Annotated in this window: 20 protein-coding genes; all 20 read left to right on the forward strand. The window is 72.9% G+C overall.

The window, feature by feature from the left end; all coding sequences use genetic code 11:
• Positions 1 to 4 precede the first annotated feature (4 nt).
• The 20 genes from AC6EH9_RS18545 (at position 5) to carA (ending at position 18,155) form a co-directional block, all read left to right on the forward strand.
• Positions 5 to 499: a hypothetical protein gene (locus tag AC6EH9_RS18545; protein WP_498425156.1), complete on the forward strand. Its 495-nt coding sequence runs from the start codon at positions 5 to 7 to the stop codon at positions 497 to 499.
• The gene (locus AC6EH9_RS18550; RefSeq protein ID WP_498425157.1) at positions 496 to 810 is read left to right on the forward strand and encodes a DUF6167 family protein; all 315 of its coding nucleotides are present in this window, start codon (positions 496 to 498) and stop codon (positions 808 to 810) included. The genes AC6EH9_RS18545 and AC6EH9_RS18550 overlap by 4 nt, the downstream gene beginning before the upstream one ends.
• Positions 810 to 3,512 (forward strand): alanine--tRNA ligase, encoded by a 2,703-nt coding sequence (gene alaS / locus AC6EH9_RS18555; protein ID WP_498425158.1) that lies wholly within the window; start codon positions 810 to 812, stop codon positions 3,510 to 3,512. Before AC6EH9_RS18550 ends, alaS begins: the two co-directional genes overlap by 1 nt.
• Before the next feature lies 1 nt (position 3,513).
• Complete coding sequence (gene ruvX, locus AC6EH9_RS18560) at positions 3,514 to 3,975, forward strand: Holliday junction resolvase RuvX (protein WP_498425159.1); 462 nt, start codon at positions 3,514 to 3,516, stop codon at positions 3,973 to 3,975.
• Positions 3,968 to 5,188, forward strand: a complete 1,221-nt coding sequence (gene mltG, locus AC6EH9_RS18565; RefSeq protein ID WP_498425160.1) for an endolytic transglycosylase MltG — start codon at positions 3,968 to 3,970, stop codon at positions 5,186 to 5,188. The genes ruvX and mltG overlap by 8 nt, the downstream gene beginning before the upstream one ends.
• Positions 5,188 to 5,991: a shikimate dehydrogenase gene (locus AC6EH9_RS18570; protein WP_498425161.1), complete on the forward strand. Its 804-nt coding sequence runs from the start codon at positions 5,188 to 5,190 to the stop codon at positions 5,989 to 5,991. Before mltG ends, AC6EH9_RS18570 begins: the two co-directional genes overlap by 1 nt.
• The gene (locus AC6EH9_RS18575) at positions 5,991 to 6,788 is read left to right on the forward strand and encodes a prepilin peptidase (protein ID WP_498425162.1); all 798 of its coding nucleotides are present in this window, start codon (positions 5,991 to 5,993) and stop codon (positions 6,786 to 6,788) included. The genes AC6EH9_RS18570 and AC6EH9_RS18575 overlap by 1 nt, the downstream gene beginning before the upstream one ends.
• A 34-nt stretch (positions 6,789 to 6,822) precedes the next feature.
• Positions 6,823 to 8,001, forward strand: coding sequence for a chorismate synthase (gene aroC, locus AC6EH9_RS18580; protein ID WP_498425163.1), 1,179 nt, complete (start codon positions 6,823 to 6,825; stop codon positions 7,999 to 8,001).
• On the forward strand, positions 7,998 to 8,513 hold the full coding sequence (locus AC6EH9_RS18585; protein ID WP_498425164.1) for a shikimate kinase: 516 nt from the start codon (positions 7,998 to 8,000) through the stop codon (positions 8,511 to 8,513). The genes aroC and AC6EH9_RS18585 overlap by 4 nt, the downstream gene beginning before the upstream one ends.
• Positions 8,510 to 9,637: a 3-dehydroquinate synthase gene (gene aroB / locus AC6EH9_RS18590; protein WP_498425165.1), complete on the forward strand. Its 1,128-nt coding sequence runs from the start codon at positions 8,510 to 8,512 to the stop codon at positions 9,635 to 9,637. The genes AC6EH9_RS18585 and aroB overlap by 4 nt, the downstream gene beginning before the upstream one ends.
• Complete coding sequence (locus tag AC6EH9_RS18595; RefSeq protein WP_498425166.1) at positions 9,634 to 10,062, forward strand: type II 3-dehydroquinate dehydratase; 429 nt, start codon at positions 9,634 to 9,636, stop codon at positions 10,060 to 10,062. Before aroB ends, AC6EH9_RS18595 begins: the two co-directional genes overlap by 4 nt.
• A 171-nt stretch (positions 10,063 to 10,233) precedes the next feature.
• On the forward strand, positions 10,234 to 10,401 hold the full coding sequence (locus AC6EH9_RS18600) for a CsbD family protein (protein ID WP_498425167.1): 168 nt from the start codon (positions 10,234 to 10,236) through the stop codon (positions 10,399 to 10,401).
• 240 nt (positions 10,402 to 10,641) lie between these two features.
• Positions 10,642 to 11,205 (forward strand): elongation factor P, encoded by a 564-nt coding sequence (gene efp, locus AC6EH9_RS18605; protein WP_498425168.1) that lies wholly within the window; start codon positions 10,642 to 10,644, stop codon positions 11,203 to 11,205.
• Positions 11,205 to 11,612: a transcription antitermination factor NusB gene (gene nusB / locus AC6EH9_RS18610; RefSeq protein ID WP_498425169.1), complete on the forward strand. Its 408-nt coding sequence runs from the start codon at positions 11,205 to 11,207 to the stop codon at positions 11,610 to 11,612. Before efp ends, nusB begins: the two co-directional genes overlap by 1 nt.
• Positions 11,613 to 11,682: 70 nt before the next feature.
• On the forward strand, positions 11,683 to 12,525 hold the full coding sequence (locus AC6EH9_RS18615; RefSeq protein WP_498425170.1) for a DUF1206 domain-containing protein: 843 nt from the start codon (positions 11,683 to 11,685) through the stop codon (positions 12,523 to 12,525).
• Positions 12,526 to 12,566: 41 nt separating this feature from the next.
• Entirely contained in the window at positions 12,567 to 13,928 is a 1,362-nt protein-coding gene (locus AC6EH9_RS18620; RefSeq protein ID WP_498425171.1) for a dihydrolipoyl dehydrogenase family protein, read from the forward strand.
• A gap of 264 nt (positions 13,929 to 14,192) precedes the next feature.
• Positions 14,193 to 14,765 carry a bifunctional pyr operon transcriptional regulator/uracil phosphoribosyltransferase PyrR gene (gene pyrR, locus AC6EH9_RS18625; RefSeq protein WP_498425172.1) on the forward strand — a complete coding sequence of 191 codons (573 nt, stop codon included), beginning with the start codon at positions 14,193 to 14,195 and terminating at the stop codon, positions 14,763 to 14,765.
• Positions 14,762 to 15,697 (forward strand): aspartate carbamoyltransferase catalytic subunit, encoded by a 936-nt coding sequence (locus tag AC6EH9_RS18630; protein WP_498425173.1) that lies wholly within the window; start codon positions 14,762 to 14,764, stop codon positions 15,695 to 15,697. The genes pyrR and AC6EH9_RS18630 overlap by 4 nt, the downstream gene beginning before the upstream one ends.
• On the forward strand, positions 15,694 to 16,983 hold the full coding sequence (locus AC6EH9_RS18635) for a dihydroorotase (protein ID WP_498425174.1): 1,290 nt from the start codon (positions 15,694 to 15,696) through the stop codon (positions 16,981 to 16,983). The genes AC6EH9_RS18630 and AC6EH9_RS18635 overlap by 4 nt, the downstream gene beginning before the upstream one ends.
• Positions 16,980 to 18,155 carry a glutamine-hydrolyzing carbamoyl-phosphate synthase small subunit gene (carA, locus tag AC6EH9_RS18640; protein WP_498425175.1) on the forward strand — a complete coding sequence of 392 codons (1,176 nt, stop codon included), beginning with the start codon at positions 16,980 to 16,982 and terminating at the stop codon, positions 18,153 to 18,155. Before AC6EH9_RS18635 ends, carA begins: the two co-directional genes overlap by 4 nt.
• Position 18,156: the final 1 nt, after the last annotated feature.

Below are 18,156 nucleotides of genomic sequence, written 5' to 3' on the forward strand. Positions count from 1 at the left end.
CACTGTGATGGAGCTATTGGCCGTGCTCGCGGTGGCGGTGCCAGCGGTCCTCGCGCTGGTGCTGGGCTGGCTCCTGCTGCGCCTGCGCAACCGGACCCGCCGCGACCTCGAGGCCGCGCGCGCCGAGACCGCGGCACTGCGTGAGTCCCTCGCCGCCATCGAGCGGCGCCTGGCCGGCCCGCCCGAGCCGGTGGCCAGCGACGACCGCGAGTACGTGATCACCCGCCTCGGCGAGCAGCGGCCCGAGGACGCGCTGCCGGCCGGCGTCAGCGTCGGCGGGCGCATCGACGGTCGGCTGTTCGCCGACCTGGTGGCGCGCGAGTCGGCGGTCAAGGCCGCCGGCCTGCTGTACGGCGTGCGCCGGGCGTTGGCCCCCGAGACCCGCAACCGGATCCGCTTCGAGATGGGCCGCGAGGTCAAGCGCGCCCGCCGCCAGCGCCGCGCCGAGATCAAGCAGGCCCGCCGCGACCTGCACGCCGAGCAGCGGAGGATCGCATGAGTCGCGCCCTGTGGTTCGCCGCCGGGGCCGGTGCCGGCGCCTACGCCCTGACCCGGGCCCGTCGGGCCGCCGAGGCGCTGAGCGTGGACGGGCTGCGCGACCGGCTCGGTGCCCTCGCCGTCGGCGCCCGGATGTTCCGCGAGGAGGTCCACACCGCCCAGGTGGAGAAGGAGGACGAGCTGCGCGATCGGTTCGGACTCGTCACCGGCGGCCCTGCGATCCTCGGCCCCTCCTCGACCACCCCGGCTGCCCCCGAGCAGCCCTCGCCCACCTCCCTGAACCCACCCCGCCACAAGAAGGAAATCCACTGATGGACACCGCGGAGATCCGCCGTCGGTTCGTTGCCCACTTCGAGCGCAACGGACACCAGGTGGTGCCCTCGGCCTCCCTGCTGCTCGACGACCCCACGCTGCTGTTCGTCAACGCCGGCATGGTGCCGTTCAAGCCCTACTTCCTGGGCCAGGAGACGGCTCCCTACCAGCGCGCGACGAGCGTGCAGAAGTGCGTGCGGACCCTCGACATCGAGGAGGTCGGCAAGACCACCCGGCACGGCACGTTCTTCCAGATGTGCGGCAACTTCTCGTTCGGCGACTACTTCAAGCAGGGCGCCATCGAGCTGGCCTGGCAGCTCATCACCGGTGCGCAGAGCGAGGGCGGCTACGGCTTCGACCCCGAGCGGATCTGGGTCACGGTGCTGGAGAACGACGACGAGAGCATCGACATCTGGCGCAACGTCGCCGGGCTTCCGCTGGAGCGTATCCAGCGCCGCGGGCTGCTCGACAACTACTGGAACATGGGCGTCCCGGGACCGGGCGGGCCGTGCAGCGAGATCTACTACGACCGCGGTCCCGAGCACGGCCGCGAGGGCGGGCCGATCGTCGACGAGGACCGCTACCTGGAGATCTGGAACCTGGTCTTCATGCAGGAGTCCCTGCACACCGTGCGCGCCAAGGACGACTTCGACGTCGAGGGCCCGCTGCCGGCGAAGAACATCGACACCGGCCTCGGCCTGGAGCGGGTCGCGTACCTGCTCCAGGGCAAGGACAACATGTACGAGATCGACGAGATGTTCCCGGTGATCGAGCGGGCCGCGGAGCTGTCGGGACGCCGCTACGGCGCCGACCCGGTCGACGACGTCCGCTTCCGGGTGGTCGCCGACCACGTCCGCTCCGCGATGATGCTGATCAGCGACGGCGTCACCCCCGGCAACGAGGCCCGCGGCTACGTGCTGCGCCGGCTGCTGCGCCGCGCCGTCCGCTCGATGCGGCTGCTGGGCTACGAGGACCGCGCGCTGCCCGAGCTGATGCCGGTCAGCATGGAGAGGATGAAGCTCGGCTACCCCGAGCTGGAGACCGGCTGGGACCGCATCGCGCAGGTCGCGTACGCCGAGGAGGACGCCTTCCGCAAGACGCTGCAGGCGGGCACCCAGATCTTCGACCAGGCGGCCGCCGAGGTCCGGCAGGGCGGCGGGACCAGCCTGTCCGGTGCCAAGGCGTTCGCGCTGCACGACACCTACGGCTTCCCGATCGACCTCACCTTGGAGATGGCCGCCGAGGCCGGGCTGAGCGTGGACGAGGCGGGCTTCCGCAGCCTGATGAGCGAGCAGCGCGAACGGGCCAAGGCCGACGCGAAGTCGAAGAAGGGCCAGCACGCCGACACCTCGGTCTACCGCGGCATCCTCGACGCCAGCGGCCCCACCGACTGGCTGGCCTACGAGACCCTGGAGACCGAGTCCACCCCGCTGGCGCTGCTCAGCGGGGGACGGCCGGTGAGCAGCCTGGCGAACGGCGAGGTCGGTGAGCTGGTCCTGGACCGGACGCCGTTCTACGCCGAGTCCGGCGGCCAGGCCGCCGACGCGGGCATCATCGAGTTCGACGGCGGCCGGCTCGAGGTGCTCGACGTGCAGCGCCCCGTGCGCGGGCTGGTCGTGCACCAGGTCCGCGTCGTCGACGGCGAGCTCGCGCTCGGCTCGGCCGCCGCCGGCCAGGTCCACGCCCAGGTCGACCGCGAGTGGCGCACCGGCGCCCGGCAGGCGCACTCCGGCACGCACGTGGTGCACGCCGCCCTGCGCGAGGTGCTCGGCCCGACCGCCCTGCAGTCCGGCTCCTACAACCGTCCCGGCTACCTGCGCCTCGACTTCGGCTGGACCTCCGGGCTCAGCGCCCAGCAGATCGCGGACGTGGAGCACGTCTCCAACGCCGCGCTGCGCTCGGACCTGCCGGTGGCCGCCCAGTACATGACGCTGGCCGAGGCCCGCGAGTGGGGCGCGCTCGCCCTGTTCGGGGAGACCTACGACGACCAGAAGGTCCGCGTCGTGGAGATCGGCGGCCCCTGGTCGCGCGAGCTGTGCGGCGGTACCCACGTCGAGCACTCCTCCCAGGTCGGCACCATCGTGGTGACCTCCGAGTCGTCCGTCGGGTCGGGCAACCGGCGCGTCGAGGCGCTGACCGGGCTGGAGGGCTTCGCCTACCTGGCCAAGGAGCGGGACGTGGTCGGCCAGCTCACCGGCCTGCTCAAGACGCAGCCCGACGACGTCGTGGCCCGGGTCGCCGACATGGTCGAGCGGCTGCGCACGGCGGAGAAGGAGCTCGAGAAGGCCCGCGTCGCCCAGGTCCTGGCCGGGGCCGGCGCGCTCGCCGACGCGGCCGTCGACGTCGGGGGCGCAGCCGTGGTGGCGCAGCGCGTCGACGGCGCCGGCGGCGGCGACGTACGCACCCTGGCCCTCGACGTACGCGGGCGGCTGGCTCCGGCACGTCCCGGCGTCGTGGTGGTGCTCGGGGTCAACGACGGCAAGGTCGCCGTGGTGGCCGCGGTCAACGAGGAGGGCCGCCGGGCCGGGCTCAGCGCCAACGCGCTGGTGCGGGCCGTGGGCCCCTTCGTCGGCGGCAAGGGCGGCGGCAAGGACGACGTCGCCCAGGGCGGCGGCGCCGACACCACCCAGCTCGACCAGGCGCTGGCCGCCGTCGGCGCCGAGGTCGCCCGCACGCTCGGCACCTCAAGCGGGCAGGGCTGAGGTGCGCCACGGCGTCCGACTCGGCATCGACCCCGGCGACGCCCGGATCGGGGTCGCGCGCAGCGACCCGACGGGCTTCCTGGCCACGCCGGTGGAGACCGTGCGCCGGGGCAGGGGAGACCTGCAGCGGATCGCGGCCATCCTCGCCGAGGAGGGCGCCGTGGAGATCGTGATGGGGCTGCCCCGCTCGCTGTCCGGCGGCGAGGGGCCGGCCGCCGCGAAGGTCCGCGAGTTCGCGGCTCGCCTGGCGCGTCGGGTTGCACCGGTGCCGGTGAGGTTGTGTGATGAACGCTTGACTACTGTCTCGGCTGAGTCCATGCTCCGCGGGCAGGGGCGCTCGGGCGCCAAGCGCCGGGCGGTGGTGGACCAGGCAGCAGCGGTGCTGATCCTTCAGCACGCGCTGGACACGGAGCGCGCTACGGGGAGCGCGCCGGGCGAGATCGTCGAGGAGACTCATGAGTGACGCAGGGCCCATCCCCTTCGGGCAGTCCGACCCCGAGCCCGAGCCCGGCCACTACTCCGACCACGGGGCGGTCAGCGTGCTGCCGGTCGGCGAGCACGAGCCCGAGCAGCACCCCCGCGGTGGACAGCGGCGCAAGAAGAAGCGCGGCGGCGCCGTCGGCTGCCTGGTGTTCCTGGCGATCGTGGCGCTCCTGGTCGCCGGCCTCTTCGTCGGGGTGAGCAAGGGCATCGACGCCCTCGAGGGCAAGTTCGGAGACCCCGAGGACTATGCCGGCCCCGGGGAGGGCGCGGTCACCGTCGAGGTCCAGGAGGGCGACACCGGCGGCGACATCGGTCGCAGCCTGGAGGACGCCGGAGTGGTGGCCTCGGCCGAGGCGTTCACCGACGCCTGCTCCGCGGATCCCGAGTGCAGCACCATCCAGGTGGGCTACTACGAGCTGCGCGAGAAGATGGCGGCCAGCGAGGCGCTCGCCGGGCTGCTGAACCCCAAGAACATGGTGCGCAACTTCGTCACGGTCCCCGAGGGGCTGCGCCTCGACGACATCCTCGACCTGCTGGCCGAGAAGACCGAGTTCAAGCGCGGCGCCTACGAGAAGGTGCTGGCCAAGCCCGGTTCGATCGGGCTGCCGGACTACGCCGGCGGGGAAGCCGAGGGCTACCTGTTCCCCGCGACGTACGACTTCGGGCCGAAGGCCACCCCGCGCTCGATCCTGACCGCGATGGTCGACCGGTGGCGCCAGGCGGCCGACGAGGCCGGCCTCGAGGCCGCGGCCCAGCGTCTGGGCTACACCCCGGCGGAGCTGATGATCGTGGCCAGCCTGGTGGAGGCCGAGGGCCGCGGGGACGACATGCCCAAGATCGCCCGGGTCATCTACAACCGCCTCGAGGGCGAGGAGACCAACGGGCTGCTGCAGATCGACGCCTCGGTCAACTACGGCCTCCAGCGCGATCTCGGGGTCGGGCTGAGCTCCGACGACCTGGAGACCCCCACGCCGTACAACACCTACCTGAACCGCGGGCTGCCGCCGACGCCGATCGAGGCTCCCGGCGACGCGGCCATCGACGCGGCCGCGAACCCGGTGTCGGGGGACTGGTTCTACTACGTGACGGTCGACCTGAAGACGGGCGAGACGAAGTTCGCCGAGGACTACGACGAGTTCCTGACCTACAAGGCGGAGTTCAAGAAGTACTGCGAAACCTCCGACGCCTGCTGATGGTCACGCGCTGCGCCGTGCTGGGCGACCCGATCGCCCACTCGCTCTCACCCGCGCTGCACCGGGCCGGCTACGCCGCGCTCGGCCTCGACTGGGAGTACGACGCCTGCCGGGTCCCCGGTGGCGGGCTGCGCGCGTTCGTGGCCGGGCTCGACGCCGGGTGGCGGGGGCTGTCGCTGACGATGCCGCTCAAGCGGGAGGCGCTCGGCCTGGCCGACGAGCTCACCGCGCGGGCGCAGCTGGCGGGCGCGGCCAACACGCTGGTGCTCGGCGAGCGCGTGGTCGGGGACAACACCGACATCCCGGGTGCCGCGGCGGCGGTGCGTGAGCGTTGGGCCGGCGAGGTGCACACCGCGACCGTCCTCGGCGGTGGCGCGACCGCGACCTCGACCGCGCTGGCGATGTGCGACCTGGGTGCGCGGCGGATCCGGCTGCTGGTGCGCTCGCCCGAACGGGCCGCCGAGACGGTGGCGGCGGTCTCCGCGCACCCGTCGGCGCCCGTCGTGGAGGTCGGCGACCTGGCCGGCGACCCGGTGCTTGGCGAGGTGGTGGTCTCGACCATCCCCGCCGAGGCGCAGGGCGCGGACCTCCTCGCCCGCTGCGCCGAGGTGCCGGTGGTCTTCGAGGTCCTCTACCACCCCTGGCCGACACCGTTGGCCGCCTCCGCGCGTGGGCGCACCCTGGTGGGCGGGCTCGACCTGCTCGTCCATCAGGCGGCCGGGCAGTTCGAGCTGTTCACCGGCCGCCCGGCGCCGCTGGAGCAGATGCGCGCGGCGGGTCTGGCCGGATTGGCCGCACGCTGATGGACCCTGCCCTGTCCGCCGCGCTGGCAGCGGCCGTCGTCGCCGGCGCCGGCGGGTGGGCGGTGCCCCGGCTGATCGCCGCGATCCCCGAGCCCGCCCCGGCACGCGACGTACCGGCTGGTGTGGTGGGGGCCGCGGCCGAGGTCGACTCGTCACTGGCGCCGGGACACGCCGACGAGAAGGTCGAGGCAGTGACGGGTGGCAAGGAGACCTATGCCGCGATCGGGGGACTGCCGGGGCTGGGCTGGAAGTCGGCGCTGGCGTCGGCCGTCGCCGGGGCACTGGTCGGCGGTGCGGTGGGCTGGGCGTGGGCGCTGGTGCCGCTGCTGGTCCTGGTGCCGGTCGGGGTCGCCCTCGCGGTCGTCGACTGGCGCACCCGGCTGCTGCCCACCCGGGTGATCGCCCCGTCGTACGCCGTGGTGGCCGGGCTGGTGCTGCTGGCCTGGGCGGTGACCGGCGAGCACGACGCCGTGGTCCGGGCCGCCTGGGGCTGGCTCGGCGCCGGGGGCACGTTCTTCCTGCTCTGGTTCCTCTACCCGCGCGGGATGGGCTACGGCGACGTCCGGCTCTCCGGGGTGCTGGGCATCGCGCTGGGCCAGCTCGGCTGGGGTCCGCTGGTGGTCGGCATCTACGCCGGGTTCCTGCTGGGCGGCGTCGGCGGGGGACTGCTGGCGATGTCGGGCCGGGCGTCGCGGCGGCGCCACATCCCCTTCGGGCCGTACATGCTGGCCGGGGCGCTGCTGGGGGTGCTGGTCGGCGAGCCGCTGTGGGACGGTCTCGTCGCGGGGGCGGGCTGATCGCGCGCCCGGCCGGGCGTGACACACTGCGCGCATGCTTCGTTGGCTCACCGCGGGCGAGTCCCACGGCCCGTCCCTGGTCGCAATCCTCGAGGGTCTGCCGGCCCATGTCCGGATCACCTCCGACGACATCGCCGACTCCCTGGCCCGGCGCCGTCTCGGCTACGGCCGCGGCGCCCGGATGAAGTTCGAGCAGGACCAGGTCACCTTCACCGGCGGCGTCCGGCACGGGGAGACCCAGGGTGGCCCGGTCGCGATCATCGTCGGCAACACCGAGTGGCCCAAGTGGGAGAAGGTGATGTCGGCCGACCCGGTCGACCCCGTGGAGCTGGAGGCGCTGGCGCGCAACGCCCCGCTGACCCGGCCGCGCCCGGGCCACGCCGACCTGGTCGGCATGCAGAAGTACGACTTCGACGAGGCCCGCCCGATCCTGGAGCGCGCCTCGGCCCGCGAGACCGCCGCCCGCGTCGCCCTCGGTCGCGTCGCGAGCAACTTCCTCGAGCAGAGCGTGGGCGCGCGGATCGTCTCGCACGTGGTCGAGCTCGGCGGCGTGCCCGCACCGGCCGGCCTGATCCCGCAGCCCGACGACGTGGGCCGCCTCGACGAGGACCCGGTGCGCTGCCTGGACCCCGAGGCCAGCCGGGCGATGGTCGAGGTCATCGACCAGGCCCACAAGGACGGCGACACCCTGGGCGGCGTCGTCGAGGTCGTCGTGCACGGGCTCCCGCCGGGGCTGGGCTCGCACGTGCACTGGGACCGGCGCCTCGACGCCCGGCTGGCCGGTGCGCTGATGGGGATCCAGGCGATCAAGGGCGTCGAGGTCGGCGACGGCTTCGACCTGGCCGCCACCCCCGGCTCGCTGGCCCACGACGAGATCGTCTCCACCCCCGACGGGATCCGCCGTACCAGCGGGCGCTCGGGTGGCACCGAGGGCGGCATGTCCACCGGCGAGGTGCTCCGGGTGCGCGCGGCGATGAAGCCGATCGCGACCGTCCCGCGGGCGCTGCGCACGATCGACGTGGCCACCGGCGAGGAGGCCGTCGCCCACCACCAGCGCTCGGACGTCTGCGCGGTCCCGGCCGCCGGCATCGTCGCCGAGGCGATGGTGGCCCTGGTGCTCGCCGAGGCGGTCGTGGAGAAGTTCGGCGGCGACTCGGTGGCCGAGACCCGCCGCAACGCCGAGAGCTACCTGGACACGCTGAGGTTCCGGTGACGCGCCCCCGCGTCGTCCTGGTCGGCCCGATGGGCGCCGGCAAGACCACCGTCGCCGAGCTCCTCGCCCAGCGCTGGGACGCCGAGGTGCGCGACACCGACCACGACGTCGAGCGCGTCGAGGGGCGCAGCATCTCCGACATCTTCGTCGACGAGGGCGAGGACTACTTCCGCGCCGTCGAGCGGCAGGCGGTCGCCAGGGCGCTCGCCGAGCACGAGGGCGTCCTGGCCCTGGGCGGCGGAGCCGTGCTCGACCCCGACACCCGCGAGCTGCTGTCCGGCCACACGGTCGTCTACCTCCGCGTCGGGCTCGCCGACGCCGTCAAGCGGGTCGGGCTGGGGATCGCCCGGCCGATGCTGATGGGCAACGTGCGCGCCCGGGTCAAGGCGCTCCTGGAGGAGCGCGCCCCCATCTACGAGGCGGTCGCCACCCACAGCGTGGACACCGACCAGCGCAGCCCCGAGGAGGTCACCGCCGAGGTGGCCGACCGGGTCGGGGAGGACCGGCGATGAGCGACTCGGCCACGCCCGGATCCGGCGCGGACGCGACCGTGCTGCACGTCGGCGGCGCCTCGCCGTACGACGTGGTGGTCGGGCACGGGCTGGCCGACCGGCTGCCGGCGATGCTCGGCGACTCCGTCCAGCGGGTCGCCTTCCTCTACGCCGCGGAGCTGGGCGAGCTCGCGCAGCCGATCGTGGAGCGGCTCGTCGAGCACTACGACGTGCTCGCGCTCGGGCTGCCCGACGGCGAGCAGGCGAAGACCGCGGCCGTCGCCGCCGACTGCTGGGAGGCGCTGGGGGAGCGCGGCTTCACCCGCTCCGACGCCGTGGTCACCTTCGGCGGCGGCGCGACCACCGATCTGGGCGGCTTCGTCGCGGCGACCTGGCTGCGCGGGGTGCGCGTCGTGCACGTGCCGACCACCCTGCTGGCCATGGTCGACGCCGCGGTGGGCGGCAAGACCGGCATCAACACCGCCGCCGGGAAGAACCTGGTCGGCGCCTTCCACGAGCCGGCCGGAGTGCTGTGCGACCTCGCGACGCTGGCCACGCTGCCGCGCGCCGAGCTGGTCGCCGGCCTGGGCGAGGTGGTCAAGTGCGGCTTCATCGCCGACCCCACGATCCTCGAGCTCGTCGAGGCCACCGATCCGGCCCTGATCACCGCGGAGTCCGCGGTGCTGCGTGAGCTCGTGGAGCGGGCGATCGCGGTGAAGATCGACGTCGTGGTCGCCGACCTCAAGGAGACCGGCGGCGTCGGCGGGCACCCCGGGCGCGAGGCGCTCAACTACGGCCACACGCTCGCGCACGCCATCGAGCGCGCCGAGGACTACGGCATCCGCCACGGCGAGGCCGTCGCCATCGGGTGCGTCTACGTCGCCGAGCTGGCCCGGTTGGTCGGGCGGATCACGCCCGAGCTCGCCGAGCGGCACCGCGCCGCGTTCGCGCGCGTCGGGCTGCCCACCAGCTACCAGGGGGCAGGCTTCGAGGACCTGCTGGCGTCGATGCGGGTCGACAAGAAGTCCCGCGGCTCCCAGCTGCGGTTCGTGGTGCTCGACGACCTGGCACAGCCGAGCGTGCTGGCGGGCCCCGACGAGGCGCTGCTGCGCGAGGCGTTCGCCGCGATCGGCGCGCCCGCGTGAGCCGGGTGCTCGTCCTCAACGGCCCCAACCTGCGGCGCCTGGGGCGTCGCCAGCCCGAGATCTACGGCACCACCACCTACGACGAGCTCGTCGAGCTGTGCCAGGGGTGGGGCCGCGAGCTGGGCCTCGAGGTGGAGGTGCGCCAGACCAACCACGAGGGGGAGCTGGTGGACTGGCTCAACCAGGCCGCCGACGACGCGACCCCGGTGGTCCTCAACGCCGCCGCCTGGACGCACTACTCCTACGCGCTCTTCGACGCCTGCGCCCAGCTGGAGGCCCCGCTGGTCGAGGTGCACATCTCCGACCCGGCCCAGCGCCCCGAGGAGTTCCGGCACACCTCGGTGGTCACCCCGCACGCCGTCGCGGTCGTCGCGGGTGAGGGCATCGACGGCTACCGCCAGGCCCTCCAGCACCTGGCCCGGTAGCCGGGCCGGTCGCCCGGGCGACCGTTCAGAAGGAAAACGCGGCGCAGAACGCGGCTTTGCGGCCGATCCGCGCCGAGTTTTCCTTCCGAAGTGTCGCTTCGCCTCGAGCGGGGTACCGCTTCGGGCGGGACGTCGGCTCCCGACGTTCACACGCACTCCCGAGGAGGAACGATGAGCGACGACGCCAAGCACAAGATCGACGAGGTCTCCGGCAAGGCCAAGGAGAAGGTCGGCGACGCCACCGGCGACGACAAGATGAAGACCGAGGGCAAGGCCGACCAGTCGAAGGCGAACCTCAAGCAGGCCGGCGACAAGGTGAAGGACGCCTTCAAGGGCTGACCCACCCACCCACGTCCCGTCGCTCGGCGAACGGGGAGGAGCACCGCCCCCAGTGGGGCGGTGCTCCTGTGGCGCCAGGAGGTCGCGGTGGTCCGGGGATCTCGCGTGGATCACCGCGGTGGGCTCTGGTTCGTCGCTGCCGCGCGGACGCCGCTAGACTCGTCCGCTGTCGCCCGCCGCCGCCTGGCGTGGCAGCTCGGCTGACATCCCACTCTTCGACGAAGGCAAGGTTCCTCGCGCATGGCATCGACCAACGACCTGAAGAACGGCATGGTTCTCAACATCGACGGCCAGCTCTGGACGGTGATCGAGTTCCAGCACGTCAAGCCCGGCAAGGGACCGGCCTTCGTGCGGACCAAGCTGAAGAACGTGCTGACCAACAAGACCGTCGACAAGACGTTCAACGCCGGCACCAAGGTCGAGACCGCGACGGTCGACAAGCGCACCATGCAGTACCTGTACAACGACGGCTCCGCGTACGTGTTCATGGACACCAGCTCCTACGAGCAGCTCGAGGTCCCGCCGGAGACCGTCGGGGACGCCACGAACTTCCTCCTGGAGAACCAGGAGGCGATCGTCGCCACCAACGAGGGCCGCGTGCTCTACATCGAGCTGCCGGCGTCGGTCGAGCTGGTCGTGAAGTACACCGAGCCCGGGCTGCAGGGTGACCGCTCCTCCGGCGGCACGAAGCCCGCGGAGCTGGAGACCGGCCACAACATCCAGGTGCCGCTGTTCATCACCACCGGCGAGAAGATCAAGGTCGACACCCGCGACTCCTCCTACCTGGGTCGCGTCTCTTCCTGATGGGCGCTCGTTCCAAGTCCCGCAAGCGCGCCCTCGACGTCCTCTACGCCTCCGACCTGCGCGCGGAGAGCCCCGTCGAGGCGCTCGACCGGGCGATCGCCGACGGCGAGGGGCCGACCAACGACTACACCGCCACCCTGGTGCGCGGGGTCGTCGAGCACCAGGAGCGCATCGACGAGCTGCTGCGCTCCTACGCCCACGGCTGGACGCTGGAGCGGATGCCCGCGGTGGACCGCAACGTACTGCGTCTGGGCGTCTTCGAGGTGCTCTACGTCGACGACGTGCCGGACGCGGTCGCGGTCAGCGAGGCGATGGGCCTGGTGCGCGACCTGTCCACCGACGAGTCGCCGTCCTTCGTCAACGGCGTGCTCGGCAACATCGTGCGCGACAAGTCCACTCTGACCTGAGTTGTCCGCTGTGCCCCCGGGTGGCCCACGCCTCGTTTGTGTGGTTCCTCCCGGGGGCACAGTCGTCTCCATGGCTCAGTTGAAGACACACGCCGACGACCTGGGACGTCGCGCCGAGGACAGTGACTGGATCGACCGGGCCGTGCGCTTCGGCCTGGTGGTCTACGGCGTGGTCCACCTGGTGATCGCCTGGCTCGCCCTGCAGCTCGCGCTGGGCGACCAGGAGGGCTCGGCCAGCAGCACCGGCGCCCTGCAGCAGCTGGCCGAGCAGGACTTCGGCCGGATCCTGATCTGGCTGGTCGCCTTCGGGATGACGCTGCTGGTGCTGTCCCGGCTGCTGGAGCTGTTCGTCGGCCACCGCGAGGACGAGGGCGCCGACCTGTGGCGCCACCGCGCCGGGGACGCGTTCAAGGCGGTCGTCTACGGCGCGCTGGCGTTCTCCGCGGTCAAGATCGCCCACGGTGGCGGCTCCTCGGGCGGATCCGGGTCCAAGCAGGGCGGCGGCTCCGACGGCTACACCGCCCAGGTGATGGGCTGGCCCGGCGGGCAGTTCCTCGTCGGCGCGGCCGGAGTGGCGGTGATCGGGTACGGCGCGGCGCTGATCTGGAAGGGCCTCAGCGAGAAGCACGCCAAGCAGCTGGCCGGTGAGGGAAAGACCGGCGAGGCCGGGCGCGCCTACCTGCTGCTCGGCAAGGTCGGCTACGCCGCGAAGGGCGTCGCGATCGGCGTGGTCGGCGCGCTGTTCGTCTACGCCGCGGCCACCCACGACCCGAAGAAGTCCGGCGGGCTCGACGCCGCCCTGCACAAGGTGCAGCAGCAGCCGTTCGGCCCGTTCCTGCTGGGCGCGATCGCCCTGGGCATCGGCTGCTACGGGCTGTTCTGCTTCGCGAGGGCGCGACACCTGTCACGCTGAGCGACCCGTGTCGAACAGGTCGCTTTGGGCACCTGTGCGCCATGGACGTCGACGTGGTGGTGATCGGTCTCGGACCGGGTGGTGAGCTGGCCGCCAACAAGCTGGCAAGTGCGGGGCTCTCGGTGGTGGGGGTGGAGCGTCGGCTGGTGGGCGGTGAGTGCCCCTTCTTCGGGTGCGTGCCCTCGGAGATGATCATCCGGGCGGCCGACTCGCTGGCCGAGGCGCGTCGCGCCGACGGCCTGGCCGGCGACGTCGAGGTCGAGCCGGAGTGGGGCCGGGTCGCGGCCCGGATCGAGAAGCAGGCCACCGCCGGGTGGAGCGACGAGAGCCACGTGGAGCGCCTGGAGCGGGCCGGGGTGAGCATCGTGCGCGGCCAGGGCCGCCTCGACGGGCCGGGCCGGGTGGTGGTCGAGACCGCCGACGGCCCCCAGGAGTACGTCGCGGCGCGCGGCGTGGTGCTCAACCCGGGTCGCGACCCCGGGGTCCCGGACATCGACGGCCTCGCGGACACGCCGTACTGGACGAACCGCGACGTGGCGCAGGCCCAGGAGCTGCCCGAGTCGATGGTGATCCTCGGCGCCGGCGCGATGGGCTGCGAGTTCGCCCAGGCGTTCGCCCGGTTCGGGGTGAAGGTGACGCTGCTCGAGACCGGCTCACGCCTGGTGCCCAGCGAGGAGCCGGAGGTCTGCGAGCTGCTCGCCGAGGTGCTCAGCGGCGAGGGTGTGGACATCCAGACCGGGGTCGAGGTGTCCTCGGTGGCCTACGACGGGCGGTTCCGGCTGTGCGTCGACGACCGGACGGTGGAGGCCGACCAATTGCTGCTGGCCGGGGGCCGGCGCGCGAACCTGTCCGGGCTCGGCCTGGAGAGCGTCGGCCTGGACCCGGACGCGGACGTGATCGAGACCGACGAGCGGATGCGCGCCGGCGAGCGGCTGTGGGTGGTCGGCGACGTCACCGGCAAGGGCGACTACACCCACGTCTCGCTCTACCAGGGCGACGTCGTGGTCCGCGACGTACTGGGTCAGGACGGGCCCTGGGCCGACTACCGCTCGGTGGGGCGGGTGACCTTCACCGACCCCGAGATCGGCTCGCTGGGCCTCAACGAGGAGCAGGCGCGCGCGGCCGGGATCCGGGTGATCACCGGCAGCGCGGACATGCCGAAGTCGAGCCGGGGCTGGATCCACCAGGCCGGCAACGAGGGTCTGATCAAGCTGATCGCCGACGCCGACCGCCAGGTGCTGGTGGGCGGTACCGCGATGGGGCCGGCCGGGGGAGAGGTGCTCGGCATGCTCGCCACCGCGGTGCACGCCGAGGTGGGCCTGGACACGCTGCGCACCATGCACTTCGCCTACCCGACGTTCCACCGGGCGGTGGAGGCCGCGCTGGCCGACCTGGGGCGGTGAGCCCCAGGCGCCCCGGGAACCACGAGTTAACTCGTGAAACCCGCACTTCCCACGTGAAGGAACACGTGGGAAGTGCGGGTTTCGTGTGGGGAGTACGCCGGGGGCGCCGGGCCGATCGGGTGCCCCGCGAGTGGCGTCAGGCGGGCGGAGTCCGGCCCTCCTGGACGGGCGGCGCCGGGACCCCGGTGGACTGATAGTCTCGACGCCGATCGACATCCTTTAACGAGCCGTCCAGTGAGGCGGAGAAGGAGGTCCGGCACGCTGATGCCTGCCCTGACGCCCGACAGTCCCGACTCGGTCGGGACCCTCCCCGAGGGCCGCACCGTCCTCGACGCCCGTGACATCACCCGGGCGCTGACCCGGATCGCCCACGAGATCCTCGAGCGCAACAAGGGCGCCGGCGACCTCGTCCTGCTGGGGCTGCACACCCGCGGGGTGCCGCTGGCCAAGCGGATCGCCGAGCGCATCCACGCGGTCGAGGGCGCCCCGGTCGCGGTCGGGTCGCTGGACGTGACCATGTACCGCGATGACCTGCGCTCCCACCCGACCCGCACCCCGCACAAGACGTCGATGCCGCCCGGCGGCATCGACGGCAAGACCGTGGTGCTCGTCGACGACGTCCTCTACTCCGGGCGCACCGTGCGCGCCGCGCTGGACGCTCTCAACGACCTGGGACGCCCGGCCGTGGTGCGCCTCGCGGTGCTCGTCGACCGCGGCCACCGCGAGCTGCCGATCCGCGCCGACCACGTCGGCAAGAACCTGCCCAGCGCCCGCTCGGAGCGCGTCGGCGTGCTGGTCGAGGAGATCGACGGGATCGACGAGGTGCGGATCGCGTGAACAAGCACCTGCTCTCGATCGATGACCTCGATCTCGACGACATCGCCACCCTCTTCGACACCGCCGCGGAGATGCACGACGTGCAGCGCCGCGAGGTCAAGAAGCTGCCCGCCCTGCGTGGGCGCACGGTGATCAACCTGTTCTTCGAGGACTCCACCCGGACCCGCTCGAGCTTCGAGATCGCCGGGAAGTGGCTCTCCGCGGACACCATCAACATCACCGGCAAGGGCTCCTCGACCTCCAAGGGCGAGAGCCTGCGCGACACCGTGCAGACCGTGTGCGCGATGGGCGTGGACGCCCTGGTGATGCGCCACGGCGCCAGCGGGGCGGCCCGCCAGGTCAGTGAGTGGGTGGACGCGGTGGTGATCAACGCCGGCGACGGCACCCACGAGCACCCCACCCAGGCGCTGCTGGACGCCTACACCCTGCAGCGCCGGCTCGGCACGCTGGAGGGACGCCACGTGGTGCTGGTCGGCGACCTCACCCACAGCCGGGTCTTCCGCAGCAACGTGCTCAGCCTGACCAAGCTCGGCGCCGAGGTGACCGTGGTCGCCCCGCCGACGCTGATGCCCAGCGGCATCGACGCCTGGTCGGCCGCGGCCGGCTTCGCCACGTCGTACGACCTCGACGCGGTGCTGCCCAAGGCCGACGCGGTGATGATGCTGCGCGTCCAGCGCGAGCGGATGTCGGGCGGGTTCTTCCCCAGCGCCCGCGAGTACACGGTCGGCTACGGGCTGACCCGCGACCGGCTCTCGCTGCTCGCACCCGACGTGCCGATCTGCCACCCCGGCCCGATGAACCGCGGCCTGGAGATCGCCGCCGACGCCGCCGACGCGGCCCAGTCGGCGGTCCTCGACCAGGTCTCCGCCGGAGTCGCGATCCGGATGTCCGTGCTCTACCACCTGCTCGCCGGAGAGGGGGCCCAGTCGTGACTGGTCCGATCGTCATCAAGGGGGCCTCCCTGCTCGGGGAGCGCACCGCCGACCTGCTCCTCGAGGGCGGGGTGATCCGCGAGATCGGGTCGGTCTCCGCCGCCGGCGCCCGCGTCGTCGACGCCGACGGCCTGGTGGCGCTGCCCGGCCTGGTCGACCTGCACACCCACCTGCGTGAGCCCGGCCGCGAGGACGCCGAGACGGTGCTCACCGGCTCCCGGGCCGCGGCCGCCGGCGGCTTCACCGCCGTCCTCGCGATGGCCAACACCAACCCCGTCACCGACACGGCCGAGAACGCCGAGCGGGTCCTCGACCTCGGCCGGGCCGCCGGCCTGGTCGACGTCGTCCCGGTCGGCGCGGTCACCAAGGCGCTGGCCGGCGAGGAGCTCGCCGAGCTCGGGCTGATGGCCCGCTCCCGGGCGAGGGTGCGGGTCTTCTCCGACGACGGCAGGTGCGTCGCCGACGCCCGGGTGATGCGCCGCGCGCTGGAGTACGTCAAGGCCTTCGGCGGCGTGATCAGCCAGCACTCCCAGGACCCCACCCTGGCCGGGCCCACCTCCTGCTGCCATGAGGGCGAGCTCTCCGGGCGCCTCGGCCTGCCCGGCTGGCCCGGCGTCGCCGAGGAGGTGATCGTGGCGCGCGACGTGATGCTGGCGCGCCACACCGGCAGCCGGGTGCACGTCGCCCACGTCTCCACCGCCGGCAGCGTCGAGGTGCTGCGCTGGGCCAAGGCCCAGGGGATCGCGGTCACCGCGGAGGTCACCCCGCACCACCTGATGCTGACCAGCGACCTGCTCTCCGGCTACGACCCGACGTTCAAGGTGAACCCGCCGCTGCGCCCCGACGACGAGGTCGCCGTCCTGCGCGAGGCGCTGGCCGACGGCACCATCGACGCCGTGGCCACCGACCACGCCCCGCACGCGCGCCACGACAAGGAGCACGCCTTCGTCGACGCGGCGTTCGGCATGCTCGGCCTGGAGACCGCACTGTCGGTGGTCACCACGCTGATGGTCGAGACCGGCGCGATGAGCTGGGCCGACGTGGCCCGGGCGATGTCCACCACCCCCGCCCGGATCGCCGGCCTGGAGCACCAGGGTCGTCCGCTGGAGGTGGGCGAGCCCGCCAACCTGACCCTGGTCGACCCGAGCGCCCAGGTCACCGTCGACCGCGACGCCTCTCTGTCCCTGTCTCGCAACAATCCCTGGCACGGCCGGTCGCTGACCGGTGCCGTGCACGCCACGCTGCTGCGCGGCGTACCTACCGTCCTGGAAGGAGCCCTCGCGTGAGTGGCCACAAGCTCGGCACCCGCCGGCCCGCACTGCTGGTCCTGGAGGACGGCCGCGCGTTCCGCGGTGAGGCCTTCGGAGCCGAGGGGGAGACCTTCGGCGAGGCCGTCTTCTCCACCGGAATGACCGGCTACCAGGAGACGCTCACCGACCCGTCCTACCACCGCCAGGTGGTGGTGATGACCGCCCCGCACGTCGGCAACACCGGCGTCAACGACGAGGACCCGGAGTCGCGCCGGATCTGGGTCGCCGGCTACGTGGTGCGCGACCCCGCCCGGGTCTCCTCCAACTGGCGCGCGCGACGCACCCTCGACGACGAGCTGCGCGAGCAGGGCGTGGTCGGCATCAGCGGCGTCGACACCCGCGCGCTGACCCGCCACCTGCGCGAGCGGGGCGCGATGCGGGTCGGCATCTCCACCACCGAGACCGACCCCGAGGCGCTGCTCGCCCGGGTGCGCGCATCGGCCGAGATGGCCGGCACCGAGCTGGCCGACGAGGTCACCACCACCGAGGCCTACGTGGTGCCCGCGCGCAACGTCGCCGAGGGCGCCAAGCCGCTGGTGGTCGCCGCGGTGGACCTCGGCATCAAGACCAACACCCCGCGGATGATGGCCGAGCGCGGCATCGAGGTGCACGTGCTGCCCGCGACCGTCTCCCTCGACGAGGTGCAGGCGCTGCGCCCCGACGGGCTGTTCTTCTCCAACGGCCCCGGCGACCCGGCGGCGACCACCCACCAGATCGAGCTGCTGCAGGGGGCGCTGGCCCAGGAGATCCCCTACTTCGGGATCTGCTTCGGCAACCAGCTCTTCGGCCGCGCGCTGGGCTTCGACACCTTCAAGCTGAAGTACGGCCACCGCGGCATCAACCAGCCGGTGCTGGACCGCACCACCGGCAAGGTCGAGGTGACCGCCCACAACCACGGGTTCGCCGTCGACGCGCCGCTGGAGGGCAGCACCCCCACGCCGTACGGCGAGGCGAGCGTCAGCCACGTCTGCCTCAACGACGACGTGGTCGAGGGCCTCGAGCTGCGTGACGCCGAGGGCCGGCTCACGTCGTTCTCGGTGCAGTACCACCCCGAGGCCGCCGCCGGTCCCCACGACGCGGCGTACCTGTTCGACCGGTTCGTCCAACTCATGTCCGAGCGCACCACCGTGAGCCGAGAGGAAGCCTGAC

Source organism: Nocardioides sp. Z21_20, assembly GCF_059766585.1.